The 13,425-nt window shown below is 63.5% G+C and carries 15 protein-coding genes; 9 read left to right on the top strand and 6 right to left on the bottom strand.

What is annotated here, in order from left to right; genetic code table 11:
* Positions 1 to 7: 7 nt before the first annotated feature.
* Entirely contained in the window at positions 8 to 1,102 is a 1,095-nt protein-coding gene (locus F7P65_RS02070) for an AI-2E family transporter (RefSeq protein ID WP_150290086.1), read from the top strand.
* A 120-nt stretch (positions 1,103 to 1,222) separates the two neighbouring features.
* Here the strand turns inward: F7P65_RS02070 and F7P65_RS02075 are convergent, their stop codons facing one another.
* A complete protein-coding gene (locus tag F7P65_RS02075; RefSeq protein WP_150290087.1) occupies positions 1,223 to 1,786 on the bottom strand; it encodes an FKBP-type peptidyl-prolyl cis-trans isomerase in 564 nt (187 codons plus the stop codon).
* Positions 1,787 to 1,870: 84 nt separating this feature from the next.
* The gene (gene rpsU / locus F7P65_RS02080) at positions 1,871 to 2,077 is read right to left on the bottom strand and encodes a 30S ribosomal protein S21 (RefSeq protein ID WP_004208618.1); all 207 of its coding nucleotides are present in this window, start codon (positions 2,075 to 2,077) and stop codon (positions 1,871 to 1,873) included.
* A 223-nt stretch (positions 2,078 to 2,300) separates the two neighbouring features.
* Between rpsU and F7P65_RS02085 the strand changes: the two genes are divergently transcribed.
* The 6 genes from F7P65_RS02085 (at position 2,301) to F7P65_RS02110 (ending at position 8,649) form a co-directional block, all read left to right on the top strand.
* Positions 2,301 to 3,059 (top strand): class II aldolase/adducin family protein, encoded by a 759-nt coding sequence (locus tag F7P65_RS02085; RefSeq protein ID WP_150290088.1) that lies wholly within the window; start codon positions 2,301 to 2,303, stop codon positions 3,057 to 3,059.
* A 74-nt stretch (positions 3,060 to 3,133) separates the two neighbouring features.
* Positions 3,134 to 5,005: a CHASE3 domain-containing protein gene (locus F7P65_RS02090; protein WP_150290089.1), complete on the top strand. Its 1,872-nt coding sequence runs from the start codon at positions 3,134 to 3,136 to the stop codon at positions 5,003 to 5,005.
* Positions 5,006 to 5,051: 46 nt separating this feature from the next.
* On the top strand, positions 5,052 to 6,308 hold the full coding sequence (locus F7P65_RS02095) for a putative DNA modification/repair radical SAM protein (RefSeq protein ID WP_150290090.1): 1,257 nt from the start codon (positions 5,052 to 5,054) through the stop codon (positions 6,306 to 6,308).
* 74 nt (positions 6,309 to 6,382) lie between these two features.
* The gene (locus F7P65_RS02100; protein ID WP_150290219.1) at positions 6,383 to 6,724 is read left to right on the top strand and encodes a hypothetical protein; all 342 of its coding nucleotides are present in this window, start codon (positions 6,383 to 6,385) and stop codon (positions 6,722 to 6,724) included.
* Positions 6,725 to 6,783: 59 nt separating this feature from the next.
* Entirely contained in the window at positions 6,784 to 7,245 is a 462-nt protein-coding gene (locus F7P65_RS02105; RefSeq protein WP_150290091.1) for a hemerythrin domain-containing protein, read from the top strand.
* 6 nt (positions 7,246 to 7,251) lie between these two features.
* Positions 7,252 to 8,649: a UdgX family uracil-DNA binding protein gene (locus F7P65_RS02110; protein WP_150290092.1), complete on the top strand. Its 1,398-nt coding sequence runs from the start codon at positions 7,252 to 7,254 to the stop codon at positions 8,647 to 8,649.
* A gap of 6 nt (positions 8,650 to 8,655) precedes the next feature.
* Here the strand turns inward: F7P65_RS02110 and F7P65_RS02115 are convergent, their stop codons facing one another.
* The gene (locus F7P65_RS02115; RefSeq protein ID WP_150290093.1) at positions 8,656 to 9,054 is read right to left on the bottom strand and encodes a DUF1489 family protein; all 399 of its coding nucleotides are present in this window, start codon (positions 9,052 to 9,054) and stop codon (positions 8,656 to 8,658) included.
* A gap of 42 nt (positions 9,055 to 9,096) precedes the next feature.
* Positions 9,097 to 10,524 carry a magnesium transporter gene (gene mgtE / locus F7P65_RS02120; RefSeq protein ID WP_150290094.1) on the bottom strand — a complete coding sequence of 476 codons (1,428 nt, stop codon included), beginning with the start codon at positions 10,522 to 10,524 and terminating at the stop codon, positions 9,097 to 9,099.
* Positions 10,525 to 10,680: 156 nt separating this feature from the next.
* On the opposite strand from mgtE, the gene F7P65_RS02125 reads away from it, so the two are divergent.
* Complete coding sequence (locus tag F7P65_RS02125; protein ID WP_150290095.1) at positions 10,681 to 11,133, top strand: peptidylprolyl isomerase; 453 nt, start codon at positions 10,681 to 10,683, stop codon at positions 11,131 to 11,133.
* On the opposite strand, the gene F7P65_RS02130 is transcribed toward F7P65_RS02125, so the two are convergent.
* Together F7P65_RS02130 and F7P65_RS02135 are read right to left on the bottom strand one after the other, a co-directional pair.
* Positions 11,120 to 11,791, bottom strand: a complete 672-nt coding sequence (locus tag F7P65_RS02130) for a hypothetical protein (protein ID WP_150290096.1) — start codon at positions 11,789 to 11,791, stop codon at positions 11,120 to 11,122. The genes F7P65_RS02125 and F7P65_RS02130 overlap by 14 nt on opposite strands.
* A complete protein-coding gene (locus tag F7P65_RS02135; protein WP_150290097.1) occupies positions 11,791 to 12,309 on the bottom strand; it encodes a hypothetical protein in 519 nt (172 codons plus the stop codon). Before F7P65_RS02135 ends, F7P65_RS02130 begins: the two co-directional genes overlap by 1 nt.
* Positions 12,310 to 12,646: 337 nt before the next feature.
* Between F7P65_RS02135 and F7P65_RS02140 the strand changes: the two genes are divergently transcribed.
* Entirely contained in the window at positions 12,647 to 13,198 is a 552-nt protein-coding gene (locus F7P65_RS02140; protein ID WP_150290098.1) for an outer membrane protein, read from the top strand.
* Positions 13,199 to 13,425: the final 227 nt, after the last annotated feature.

The following is a 13,425-nucleotide window of genomic DNA, read 5'->3' on the forward strand; positions in this document are numbered from 1 at the left end:
GCATGGGTTGAGCGACGAACAGGTCCATATCGAGCAACCCGGCCCCAGCGAACGGCAAAGCCCGCTCGTCCAGCATGAGGCCAAGCGGGCGGGCGTCTGGTTCGCCCTGGGCATCGCCGTCGCGCTGATCGTGCTGCTGGCCCAACCGCTGCTGCTGGTCATGGGCGCGCTGGTCCTGACGACGATGATGGACGGCGGCACAAGGCTGCTGGGACGGATATTGCCGATCGGCCGGGGCTGGCGTCTGACGATCGTGCTGCTCGCCGCGCTCGCCTTCCTGATCTATACCCTCTACCTCACCGGATCGAGCCTGGCGGCGCAGGCGCAGGCGATGCGCACCATCGTCGAAACCCAGGTGAACCGCATCGGCGGCTGGCTCCAGCAGATGGGCGTCACCACCACGCCGGAGGATTTCAAGAGTCTCGCCAGCCAGGCGATGAGTTCGCTGGGCCGGGTGACGGCGGCGGTCGGAACCGCCGTGGGCGCGATCACCAGCGGGGTGATGATGCTGGTCCTCGCCATCTTCATCGCCGTCGAGCCCAAATTGTACGAACGCGGCGTCGCCTGGATGCTGCCGATGGACAAGCGCGGTCATTTCTACGCCATTGCCGACCGGATGGGCTGGACGCTGCGCCGGCTGATGTTCGGGCGGCTGATCGGCATGGCGGTGGAGGGCGTCGGCGTCTGGCTGCTGCTCTGGGCGGGCGGCATTCCCATGGCCGGACTATTGGGCATATTGACGGGGCTTTTCGCCTTCCTGCCCAATATCGGGTCGATCATTTCGGGTGTGCTGATCATCTTGGTGGGCTTTTCGGCGGGCGTTCATGCGGGCCTTTATGCCTTTGGCATCTATCTGGCGGTGCAGATCGTCGACGGCTATCTGATCGTGCCGATGGTGGCCAAACGCGCCACCGACCTCGCCCCCGCCCTTGTCCTGGCGGCCCAGATCCTGTTTGGCGCGCTGTTCGGCATCATGGGTCTGTTCTTGGCGGATCCCATCGTCGCGATGATCAAGGTGTGGTTGGAGGAACGATCCAAAACATTGGAAGCCAGGGCGGAGAGGTCCGCCACTGGCCCGGTTGCAGCGCAGGGTCTTTCCTGACCGGCTGGCCCGTTCGTCCGCTCGCCCGCGAAGGCGAGCGGCGTCCTCCAAGAAAAGGGCCGGCAAGAAAAAGGGCCGGGAAAATCCCGACCCTTTTCGCTTTTCGACTTTGACCGGAAATCAGTGCGCCGGCATAGCCTGCGGCATCCCGCCCTGCTGCTGCATCATCTGCTGCATCCGCATGATCTCCGCCTTGGACTTGAAATCATGCAGCTGGACGTCAAACACCAGCACCGAATTGGCCGGGATCGGGCCTGCCGCCTGATCGCCATAGCCAAGCTGCGGCGGAATCCACAGGCGGTATTTGCCGCCCTTCTTCATCTTCTGCATACCTTCGGAGAAGCCCGGCACCACGCCGTCGACCGGCATGGCGGTCTGCGGATTCTCATCGAACACCGTGCCGTCGAGCAACGTGCCCTTATAGCCGACCAGCGCCACATCGGCGGGCGTCGGGCTGGGGCCGGCGCCTTCTTCCAGCACCTTGTACTGCAGGCCCGATTCGGTCGTCACCACACCCGCCTCATGCGCATTGCGCGTCAGGAAGGTGGCAGTCGACGGCTCGACGCCGCGCTGCCCGGCCCAGGCCAGACCGCCTGCGGCCAGCGCAACCGCGGCAACACCGATCCAGAGGCGCGTCAGCGACCCCTTGGGGATAGGACGAAGGGGAACAGCTGTCGTGGACATGAACCTGGGCCTCGCAGTTGGTGCGGGTGGATTTTTCAGCAGAAGAACGGGACGATCGGACGACCGTCCCGGTAACGGCGATCCTTAACGGACGCCGTCGCGCTCGGCGCGCTTGCGCTCCAGCTTGCGCGCGCGGCGGACGGCCGCCGCCTTTTCACGGGCGCGCTTCTCGGAGGGCTTCTCATAGTGACGGCGCAGCTTCATCTCGCGATACACGCCCTCACGCTGCAGCTTCTTCTTGAGCGCGCGCAGGGCCTGGTCGACATTGTTGTCGCGAACGATGATTTGCATAAGCCAGTCAAACTCCAGTCGAAAACGAACGGATCGCCAGGAATAAACCCTTCCCGACGGGCCGCCCGAATAAAATAGCGGTGAGTCGCCGCAGGTCACCCTGCGCCGTGTGGGGCGCGCCCTACCAGCAGAGTCGGGCAAATTCAACCCAAAAGCCGCGCCTCTCGACACGGGCCGCCGCAAGGCGGATAGTCCGCGCCACAGGATAGTGAGGAGGATCGCCATGGCAACCGCCGCCAAGACCCCGCGCATGTCGGCTTCGGAATGGGAGGCGCGCCTGCAACTGGCGGCCTGTTACCGCGTCTTCGATCATCTGGGTTGGTCGGAACTGATCTACAACCATATCACCCTGCGCGTGCCGGAAGAGGAAAATGCTTTCCTGATCAATCCCTTCGGCCTTCTCTACAGCGAGGTGACGGCATCGAATCTGGTCAAGATCGACATTGACGGCCATGTGCTGGACGGCAGCCCCTATCCGGTCAACCGCGCCGGCTTTACCCAGCACAGCATCTTTCACCGGCTCCTGCCCGACGCCCATTGCGTCATCCATACCCATACGACGGCAGGCATGGCGGTCAGCGCGACGAAGGAAGGCCTGACCCCCACCAATTTCTATGCCGCCGCCTTCATCGGTCGAATCGCCTATCATGATTTCGAAGGCGTCACGATTCGGCCGGAGGAAGGGGAAAGGCTGATTGCCCATCTGGGCCAGCACCGGATCATGATGTTGCGCAACCATGGCACGCTGGTGATGGCGAAGAGCCTGCCACAGGCGTTTCTCACCCAATGGATGCTTCAGCGCGCCTGCGAGATCCAGATCGCGACCGGAGCCGCTGGCACGCCCCTCGACATCGCTGAGGATGTCATCGCCGTGCACCAGCGCGATCTGTCCGGCGTGCAATTGCCCGTCGGCCCCGGCATCCCCGATTTCGAGGCGATGGTCCGCCGGATCGACCGGATCGATTCGAGCTGGCGGGACTGAAGCGGCAACGGGCCATCCTTTCGCATCTGGCGCATCGCGCTTGCTCTCGCCTGATATTTCAGCATTCTGCATCCATGCCCGCCACCCGCCCAGAACGGTCGATCCTCCTTTTGCTCTTGGCATCGCTCATCGTCGTCGTGGCGGTAGGCGGCACCTATTGGCTTTATGCGGTGCAGCAGCGGGTGAATATATGGGTCCAGCATACGCTGCGCACCGAAAACCAGCTTTCCACGCTGCTCCTGCATGCTCAGGAGGCGGAAAGCAGCCAGCGCGGCTTCATGCTGACGCGCAAGGAATCGTTCCTTGGACCTTATGAAAGCTTCCGCAGAGAATGGCGGGGGGAAGTGGCGGCCCTGCGGACGGAGATGCACGACAATCCGCTCCAGATTCAATCGGTCGAAACGCTTGAGGACCTGCTCGACGACCGGCTTTTCCTGATGCGAAGCGGGATTGAGCGCCGCAGCAAGGGCGAATTGATCGCGCCGGACGATTTCAACGCCGGCATGGTCACCATGACGAAAATCCGCGCGCTGGTGGCGACAATGCGGGCGCGCGAGGCGCAATTGCTGAAGAGACGCACCGCCAACGACTATCGCCTGAGCCTGATGGTGTCGGTCGGCATGGCGATGTCCGCCGTGCTGGTCACCTTGCTGGGCGCGCTGGCGCTGCGTACCGCCCGCCGCCGCGTGGCGGAGGCGATCGAAAGCCAGCGGGCGCTGCGCCATGCCAACAAGCGGCTGATCGCGGAGGGGCTGGAGCGCGAAGCGGCCGAGGCGCAACTGCGCCAGATGCAGAAAATGGAATCCATCGGCCAGTTGACCGGCGGCATCGCCCACGACTTCAACAATATGCTGGCGATCGTCATCGGCTCGCTCGACATTGCGCGGCGGCGCCTGACGCCGGACATCGACCCCCATATCGCCAAGGGCATCGACAATGCGGCGGAGGGTGCCCAGCGCGCCGCGCAACTGACCGCGCGACTGCTCGCCTTTTCCCGGCAGCAGCCGCTCGACCCGCAACCGACCGATCTCAACAAGCTGGTCGGGGGCATGTCGGAACTGCTGCGCCGGACAATCGGGGAAAGCATCCGCGTGGAGACCGTGCTGGCGGGCGGCCTGTGGCGCGCGAGCATCGACGCCAGCCAGTTGGAAGCGGCGATCATCAACCTTTGCGTCAATTCGCGCGACGCCATGCCGACCGGCGGACGGCTGACGATCGAAACGGCGAACGCGCATCTCGACGATGCCTATGTCGCGGCCCATGAGGATGTCGCGGCGGGACAATATGTGATGGTTTCCGTGACCGATACCGGTACGGGCATGCCGCCTGAAGTGGTGGAGCGCGCCTTCGACCCCTTCTTCACCACCAAGGGGGTGGGCAAGGGCACCGGACTGGGCCTCAGCCAGGTCTTCGGCTTCATCAAGCAGTCGCGCGGTCATGTGAAAATCTATTCCGAACCGGGCGAAGGCACGATCATCAAAGTCTATATGCCGCGCCATTACGGGCCGGAGACGGCGGTTGGTACCATGGCTGCAAGCTCCACCGAACTGCCCCGCGCGCGCGGGGAAGAAATCATCCTTGTCGTCGAGGATGAGGAACGGGTTCGCCACATGTCGGTCGATTCCCTGAGGGAACTGGGATACACCATCGTCCAGGCATCGGATGGCGAGCAGGCGCTGGAAATGCTGGCCATTCAGCCGCGCATCGACATGCTGTTCACCGACATCGTCATGCCGGGCATCAATGGCCGGGTGCTGGCCGACCGCGCCCGCGAAACCCGCCCCGGCCTCAAGATCCTCTACACCACCGGTTACACCCGCAATGCCATCGTCCATAATGGCATGCTGGATCCGGGCGTGTCCTTCCTGGCCAAGCCCTTCACCCTCGATCAACTGGCATGGAAAGTCCGGCAGGTGCTGGATGCCGACGCGGTGGAACCGGCTTGATGGAGATTATGGACAGTGCGCAAAAAAGAACATATCAAGAACAATTATGGCCGCACTCACTGTCCGTCAAAAATTGGAGATTCTTGCCGACGCCGCGAAATATGATGCGTCCTGCGCCTCGTCGGGCACGGCGAAGCGGGACAGCGCGTCGGGTCGCAAAGGCGGGATCGGATCGACCGAAGGCATGGGCATCTGCCATGCCTATGCGCCCGATGGGCGATGTATCTCGCTCCTCAAGATTTTGTTGACCAATAGCTGCCTGTTCGATTGCCATTATTGCATCAACCGCCGGTCGAGCGATGTCCGCCGTGCCCGCTTCACCGTGAAGGAATTGGTGGAGCTGACGCTGAGCTTCTACCGCCGCAATTATATTGAGGGGCTATTCCTCTCCTCCGGCATCATCCGCTCACCCGATTATACGATGGAGCAATTGGTGGCCGTCGCCCGTTCGTTGCGGGAAGAGCATGATTTTCGCGGCTATATCCATCTCAAGACGATTCCGGACGCCGATGCCGAACTGATCCATCAGGCAGGGCTTTATGCTGATCGGCTGTCGATCAATGTCGAACTTCCGACCGAGGGAGGCTTGCGGCGGCTGGCTCCGGAAAAGAACGCCAAACGGATCGAGGGCGCCATGGCGGTCCTGCGCACCGCCATCGACGATGGCAGCGACGCGCGCCGCCGCTACGCCCATGCGCCGCGCTTCGCCCCGGCGGGTCAGTCGACCCAGATGATCGTCGGCGCCGATCAGGCGGACGATCGCGCGATCATCGGCCGCGCCAGCGCGCTGTACACCCGCCACCGCTTGCGCCGGGTCTATTATAGCGCTTTCTCGCCCATCCCTTCGCCCAGCGCCGTGTTGCCGCTTCAACGCCCGCCGCTGCTGCGCGAACATCGCCTCTACCAGTCGGACTGGATGATGCGCTTCTATGGCTATTCCGCGCAGGAGGTGGCAGCCGCGACCGATCCCGCTACCGGGTGCCTGCCCCTCGACATCGATCCCAAGCTGGCATGGGCGCTGCGCCATCGGGACGCCTTTCCCGTGGACGTCAACCTCGCTCCGCGCGAGAGGCTGCTGCGTGTGCCGGGATTGGGGGTGAAAGCGGTGGATCGCATTTTGACGAGCCGTCGTCATCGCCGGCTGCGGCTTGACGATGTCGCGCGCCTGACGAGTTCGATCGCGAAGCTGCGGCCCTTTCTGGTGGCCAGCGATTGGCGACCGGTGCGACTCGCGGATCGGGCGGATTTGCGGCCGCGCGCGCCTGTCCTCGCGCAATTGGAGCTTTTCGATGAATCGCCATGATTTTGCCGTTGATCGGAGCAGCCGTTCATGTTTTGCTGATCCGATAGCTGGAAAGGGTCAGGCATTTGGCGACGATGTGGAAGGATGGCGCAACGCACCCCATGGGCTTTGCCCGGCGGATGAGTACGCATCTGGCCGCGGCTCTGGTCGTTTTCTGCCTGCTTCAGATTTTCATCGTTGCCAAAATGGGCGGATCGCTTCTCCTCCACCTCGGCATCGTCATCGCGATTGGCGGCTTTGCCATCGCGGCGCGGGGACTGGAACGCCGCTGGGACATGCTGGACCGATCCGGCATGCCGCCCCAGAGACTTGTTGTGCGATTCCGCCGCGATGTGCTGCAACTCTGGACGGCGAGCGTCGGCGGCGGCCTGCTCTGGATTCCCGTCGCCATCATCTTCCGCGCATTCTTCGGTTAGGGCCGGACCCAAAGCGTCGGAGCGTCGTTGTCCTTCCTTCTCAAGAAGGACATGCCCCCATGGCCGATGCCAATATTTTCGACCGTCTGAAACAGGATCATGACGCCCATCGTCAGCTATTCGACAAGATGGCCGATGCACAGGACCAGCCGGACCGGCTGCAAAAGCTGTTCCAACAATTCCAGGTGGAAGTGAGCGCCCATGCCGCCGCGGAGGAGGAAACGCTCTACGCAACCATGCTGGCCCGCCCGGATTTACGGGAGGACGCCCAGCATAGCGTGTCCGAGCACAAGGAAATCGACGATTATCTGGAGGAATTGGATGGCCTCGCTTTCAATGGCGACGCCTGGCGGCGCAAATTCGCCGAGATGAAAAAGCGGTATCTTCATCATATCGATGAGGAGGAGGAAGAGATGTTTCCCGACGCCGCGAAAGAATTGACGGTCGAGGAGGAAAAGAAGCTGGCCGAACTGTTTGCCAAGCGCAAACCAGCAGAATTGCAGCGCGCGGAAAGCCAATAGCAGGATATGTACCGGGCGCGGTTGAACGGGCCGGATGATTTTGACGGCTGGCGGGACGCCGCGCGAAACTTTGCCATGGCGGGGATTCCGCCCGACGCCATTGTCTGGGAGAGTGGAACCGACGCGCCCGACCTGTTCGCTTCGGACACCCCACCGGCTGCGGTCGTCCACGGCACATTCCCGGTCCCGCGCGCTTTTCTCGACCTTGCCGAAATGGCGATCCTGCATTCCGATCCGGAACGTTTCGCTCTCCTCTATGCCCTGCTGACACACATGCGCGATCGACCGGGGAGCCTGGAGGATCGGGCCGATCCGCTGGTTCGGCGCGTCGAGGCCTTGGCCAAGGCGGTGCGGCGCGACATCCATAAGATGCGGGCCTTCGTCCGTTTTCGCGAGTTGGCCGACACGGACGGCCCCCGCTTCGTCGCCTGGTTCGAACCGGAGCATCACATCGTGCGGACCAATGCCGGGTTCTTCATGCGGCGGTTCGCCTCCATGCGCTGGTCGATCCTGACCCCGGAGCTCAGCATCCATTGGGACGGCGAGACGTTGACCGAAGGACCGGGCGCCAAGCGCGAAGATGCGCCCATGGACGATCCGGTCGAGGAAATCTGGAAGGGCTATTATGCGGCGATCTTCAATCCCGCGCGCCTCAAGGTGGGCGCCATGCTGTCCGAAATGCCCCGCAAATATTGGCGCAATCTGCCGGAGGCCGCGCTCATCCCGGAACTGGTGGCAGGCGCGCAGGCGCGGGAAGCGGCCATGATCGCGACGCCCCCTAAAAATGCGCGCCGGCCCGGAAATGCGGCGACCGTCTGGCAGGCGCTGCGCGAAGAGGCCATGGGCTGCACGCGCTGCCCGCTCTACAAGGACACGACGCAGACGGTGTTCGGGGAGGGGCCGGTCGACGCGCCGCTGATGTTCATCGGCGAACAGCCCGGCGATCAGGAAGATCTGGCCGGTCGTCCCTTTGTCGGCCCGGCCGGTCAAATTTTCGACGAAGCGCTGGAAACGGCGGGCATCGACCGGACGCGCGCTTATGTCACCAACGCGGTCAAGCATTTCAAGCATGAGCGGCGCGGCAAGCGCCGCATCCACCAGACGCCCGAAACACCCGAAATCCAGGCTTGCCGCTGGTGGCTGACGCAGGAACTGGAACTGGTCCGCCCCAGGATCATCGTCGCTCTGGGCGCCACGGCGGGGCGTGCCCTGCTGGGCAAGGCCGTGACGATCAGTCGCCTGCGCGGCGCGCCGATCGCGCTGGAGGGTGCGGCACAGGGCTGGATCACGGTCCACCCCAGCTATCTGCTGCGCATCCCGGATGCCGCGCGCAAGGCGCAGGAGCGGGCCCGTTTCATTCAGGAATTGCGCGCCATCGCCAAACAGCTCGAAGCGATCGGCTGAACGGAGTCAGATCAAGCCCAGCTTCGACAGTTCGCCGATCATCGCTCGCGGCATGGCGTCGAGATCGTTCGCCTCACCCGCGCCCAGATCAGGCGGCGCATCCTCTCCCTCCAGATAGCGCCAGCCCTGATGCGCGCGCTTGGGAACGGCGCGCACAGGAATGAGGCAGGGACGCAGCCTGATCCAATAGCGTCCCTGGCCGGTTTCCTGAAAGCCCAATATCGGGCTGCGGCCCACCAGTTGATGCCCATGAATCCAGTAGAGCGAACCGCCCGTCAGTTCCTCCAGCCGCTTGGGCAGATAGCGCGTGGTCAGCCGCGCCTCCTCCGCATGGCTTTCCAGCCAGGCCCGGAGCGTCGCGGGGCTTTCGCTCTGAAAGGCGATCTTGGTGAGGTGCAGCGACATGGCGAAAAGATCGGATGCCGACGCGGTCCGGTCAAGGGGCGGTCATAGTCCCCAGACCGTCGCCAGCCCCAGGAAGGAGAAAAAGCCCATCACATCCGTCATTGTCGTCACGAACACGGCGGAGGACACGGCGGGATCGACATTCACCCGGTCCAGCGCGACCGGGATCAATATGCCCGCCAGCCCGGCGACGAGGTTGTTGATCAACATGGCCAGCGCGATGACGATGCCCAGATCGTGATTGCCGTAGATCAGCCCCACAGCAACCCCGATCAATATGCCCAACGCCGTGCCATTGGCGCTGGCGATACGGAATTCCCGAACGATCTGGCGGATGGTGTTGGAACTGGTGAGCTGGTTGGTGGCGAGCGCGCGCACCGCCACCGCCATGGTCTGCGTGCCCGCATTGCCGCCCATGCCGGACACGATGGGCATCAGCACCGCCAGCACCACATATTTGGAGATGGTGGCCTGGAACAGCCCGACCACCGACGCCGCCAGGATCGCCGTGCCCAGATTGACCACCAGCCAGGACAGGCGCGTGCGCACCGTTTCCCAAATCGGCTGGTTGATGTCGCCCTCGCCCGCGCCCGACAGGCGCAGAATGTCCTCGCCCGCTTCCTCGGAGATGATGTGGACGATGTCGTCCACCGTGATCATGCCGACCAGCCGGCCGCTGCCATCGACCACAGCGGCGGAGATCAGCGCATATTTCTGGAAGCGCAGCGCCACCTCTTCCTGATCCATGTCGACCGGGATCAGCGTCTGTTCGCGCTTCATCAGGTCGGCCATGGCGACGCTGCGCGGGCAGGTCAGCACCCAGCTCAACTGGCAGGTGCCAATCGGCTTGTGCGCTTCGTCGACGACGAAGATTTCCCAGAAGTCGCTGGTCAGGTCGCGATTGTCGCGCAGATAGTCGATCACCTGCCCGACGGTCATATGCTCCGGCACCGCGACCAGGTCGCGCTGCATCAGGCGACCGGCGGATTCCTCCGGATAGGACAGCGCGCTTTCGATGGCGGCGCGGTCTTCGGGGTCAAGCGCTTCGAGGACGGCCTGCTGATCGGCCTCCTCCATGTCCTCGATGATCGCGACGGCGTCGTCGGTGTCGAGTTCGGCGGCAAACTCGGCCACCTGCTCGGGCGCCAGCGCGTCGAGAATATCCTCGCGGACATAGTCGTTGAGTTCGGACAAAACCTCCGCGCCGACGAGATCGCCCAGCGCCGCCGCCACTTCGCCGCGCCGTTCGGACGGGGTGAGTTCGAGAAGGTCGGCAATATCCGCCGGGTGAAGCGGCGATACCAGTTCGCGCGCCCGTTCGCGATCGTCATCCTCCACCGCATCCAGCACGGCAGAGACGAATTGCCCTTTCAGCCGGTCATCCTCGTCATGACGGGATTCGGCCTGCTCAGCGGCAATATCTTCCAGTTCGTCCGGCCGGGGTTCGGCCGTATCGGCTCGTTCGCTCATCGCGTCCCCTACTGTCCGGTTCCTGTAACATGTCGCTGCTTTTGCCGATGCTCGTCATAATTGCAATGCCCCAACGGTCGATGAAGCGCTTCCATCCCCGTCCCAACGCTCTATATGAACGAACATCCGCATTTTTCCCCCAAGAGAGGATTTTTCATGGCTGATGAAACCCTGACCCTTAGCCTCGACAGCGGTGGCGATGTCGTCATCAAGCTGCGCCCCGACCTCGCCCCCGGCCATGTCGAACGCATCACCGAACTCGCCAAGGACGGCTTCTATGACGGCGTCGTCTTCCACCGCGTCATCCCCGGCTTCATGGCCCAGGGCGGCGATCCGACCGGCACCGGCATGGGCGGTTCGAAACTGCCCGACCTGAAGGCGGAATTCAGCCGCGAACCCCATGTCCGCGGCGTCTGCTCCATGGCCCGCGCGATGAATCCGAACAGCGCGAACAGCCAGTTCTTCATCTGCTTCGACGACGCCACCTTCCTCGACGGCCAGTACACTGTCTGGGGCGAAGTCTCCTCCGGCATGGAACATGTCGACGCCCTGCCCAAGGGCGAGCCGCCCAAGACCCCCGGCAAGATCCTGAAGGCTACGGTTTCTTAAGCAGCCCGTCGGTGGCGGAGATGGCGTTGCCCGTCTCCGCCGTTTCCTGCGCAGGCGGTTGATAGGGGCCGATGCTCTCGATATGCCAGCGGCGATCCGCCTCGCTGGACCCGGGCACGTCATTGACCCGCCGCAGCGTCACCTGCCGCAGCCGATACCAGGGCTTGCCATTGGCGGCGAGCCGGCCATAGACCTGCACCGGCACGGTGACGAACAACGATCCCGCTGCCCCCTCCACGTCGCCCGGCGCGCCGATATTGGCGTGCACCTCGCTGAAATTGCGGAAGCGCGCGGCGAAGCGGACATCATCTTCGGCGCCGATGGCGCTGTTCTGGTTCCACAAATCCTGCGCGTCGTCGTAGCGCTTTTCCTCCAGCAGGCCGTAATAGCCCTGCACGACCTGCGCGGCGCCTTGAGCCCCCTTGGGATCGACCGCATCCTCCTCGACCACGGACTGCGGCTCGACCGGCAGGCCCCCCGGCGTACCCGGAGCGGGCGGCGCCAGCGGCTCCATCACCGCCTGCGCCTCCGCCCGGACATTATTTTCAACCTGCGTCGCATTCGCGCCATTGGCGAGATTGTCGATCGCACTCTCCTCCCGGCCGTCACAGGCCGACAGCAGCAGCAGACAAAGGGCCGCGCCGTGCCGAACCCGCATCAGTCGCGCCGGCTCCGCCAGCCGTCACGCCGCGACCGTCCGCCGCCATCGGAACGCGCCCGGGGAGTCGTATCCCGAGACCAGGTCCTTGGTGTCATATTCTCTTGTCCCCTTCCTGCCTGGGGCGACTGGGCGTTCGGGCGAGACGCCCGCCAGCCGCCATTCCAGCGATTGCCTTCACCATTTGGGCGCACCCGCCAGGCCGGTCCATCGCCGCGCCGCGATTCCCGCCTGCCTTCCCAATAGCGGCGCTGCCCATCGTTCCAGCGATGGCGGCGCCCGCCCCGGTCATAGACATAATAGCCGCTGCCCGGATAGTAATAGCCATCATACCAACCGTTATAATAGCCGGGCCGGTAATAGCCCGAATCCCAATAATCATCATAATAGCCGCCGCCATAATAGCCGCTGCCAACACTCACACCGCCATAATAGCCATCGTCATAGGCGCAACCGCCAAGGGCAAGTGCACCGACGAGACCGACCGCAGCCAACAGCCTGTGTCCGGTCCAGGTCATCGCCTTTCTCCTTATCCTTCCTATTGTGCCTGAATAACGCGCCCTGCTTGAATTGGTTGTGAATGAGAGTCGGTTTGGGAATGCGCGAAAGACATTTTGGGCGCGATCCGTTTATCGGAGGTTCAGAAACGCCGGTTCCGGTTCATCCTGCTGACAGAAACCGTTGTATTCCGGCCACAAATAATGGTTTTGCCGTTTTTCCGGTCCGGTTCATGCAACCTTCATGGGCCGGTGGGGATTGGTTGGGCATCGCCGGAGCCGCTTGCAGCAGCCTGACGCGATTGCCGCCGGGTCCACACCGGCGACCATATTTTCCAACAAATGAAGGGGAAACCCCATGAAGACTCTGCTGTTCACAGCGGCTGCCGCCGCGTCGCTCGTTCCCGCCGCCGCCATGGCGCAGGATGACGCCGGATCGCGCCGCATCGAACCTTATGTCGGCGTGATGGGCGGCATTCATAATTTCGACAGCGAAACCGGCAAGGAAGGCATTCCGCCGGTCGGCTATAAGGGCCGCATCATCGAAGGCGTGGCGGGCGTGAATGCCCGTGTCGCCGGGCCGATCGTGGTCGGTGTCGAAGGCACCGCGTCCAAGGGCGTCAGCGGCGATATCGACTGGGAATATGGCGTGGCGGGCCGCGCCGGGGTGAAGGCCGGCAAGGACAGCCTGATTTTCGGCAAGGTCGGCTATAAATGGGTCAATTTCGATGCTCTCGGCCCCGACAGCCGGGATTATCACGGCATGACCTATGGCGCAGGCGTGGAATTGTCGCCCGCCGACATGGGCGGATCGGCGCAGAGCAGCAATATCCGCCTGCGCGTGCAGGCCGATACGATGGGCAATTTCCGTTCGATCCGGCCGATGGCGGGTGTTGTCGCCAAATTCTGACGTGACCGATCGGGCGGGTCGTCCCTTGCGATCCGCCCATCCTGTCCAGTCCTCCGGCAAGGAGGATAGGGGTCCGGGGCGGCCATCGGACTGCGGCCGTCCCGGATTCTCCTTATGCGCGCGCGCCGCTCCGCCTGGGAGCAAGCTGCGCTGAATCAGACGCGGGCCGCTGGCTCTGCTCCTTTGTTGTCGCATCGGTTTTTACGAAAAACCCGAGCTCGGAGTCA

It is taken from the genome of Sphingobium estronivorans (assembly GCF_008692605.1).
Classification (GTDB): domain Bacteria; phylum Pseudomonadota; class Alphaproteobacteria; order Sphingomonadales; family Sphingomonadaceae; genus Sphingobium; species Sphingobium estronivorans.

Coding starts and splice junctions, on each gene's coding strand:
- F7P65_RS02100 (WP_150290219.1), top strand. CDS start 6,383: ATGTGGAAGGATGGCGCAACGCACCCCATGGGCTTTGCCCGGCGGATG.
- F7P65_RS02130 (WP_150290096.1), bottom strand. CDS start 11,791: ATGCGGGTTCGGCACGGCGCGGCCCTTTGTCTGCTGCTGCTGTCGGCC.
- F7P65_RS02105 (WP_150290091.1), top strand. CDS start 6,784: ATGGCCGATGCCAATATTTTCGACCGTCTGAAACAGGATCATGACGCC.
- F7P65_RS02140 (WP_150290098.1), top strand. CDS start 12,647: ATGAAGACTCTGCTGTTCACAGCGGCTGCCGCCGCGTCGCTCGTTCCC.
- F7P65_RS02125 (WP_150290095.1), top strand. CDS start 10,681: ATGGCTGATGAAACCCTGACCCTTAGCCTCGACAGCGGTGGCGATGTC.
- F7P65_RS02085 (WP_150290088.1), top strand. CDS start 2,301: ATGGCAACCGCCGCCAAGACCCCGCGCATGTCGGCTTCGGAATGGGAG.
- F7P65_RS02075 (WP_150290087.1), bottom strand. CDS start 1,786: ATGTCCACGACAGCTGTTCCCCTTCGTCCTATCCCCAAGGGGTCGCTG.
- rpsU (WP_004208618.1), bottom strand. CDS start 2,077: ATGCAAATCATCGTTCGCGACAACAATGTCGACCAGGCCCTGCGCGCG.
- mgtE (WP_150290094.1), bottom strand. CDS start 10,524: ATGAGCGAACGAGCCGATACGGCCGAACCCCGGCCGGACGAACTGGAA.
- F7P65_RS02090 (WP_150290089.1), top strand. CDS start 3,134: ATGCCCGCCACCCGCCCAGAACGGTCGATCCTCCTTTTGCTCTTGGCA.
- F7P65_RS02095 (WP_150290090.1), top strand. CDS start 5,052: ATGGCCGCACTCACTGTCCGTCAAAAATTGGAGATTCTTGCCGACGCC.
- F7P65_RS02110 (WP_150290092.1), top strand. CDS start 7,252: ATGTACCGGGCGCGGTTGAACGGGCCGGATGATTTTGACGGCTGGCGG.
- F7P65_RS02135 (WP_150290097.1), bottom strand. CDS start 12,309: ATGACCTGGACCGGACACAGGCTGTTGGCTGCGGTCGGTCTCGTCGGT.
- F7P65_RS02115 (WP_150290093.1), bottom strand. CDS start 9,054: ATGTCGCTGCACCTCACCAAGATCGCCTTTCAGAGCGAAAGCCCCGCG.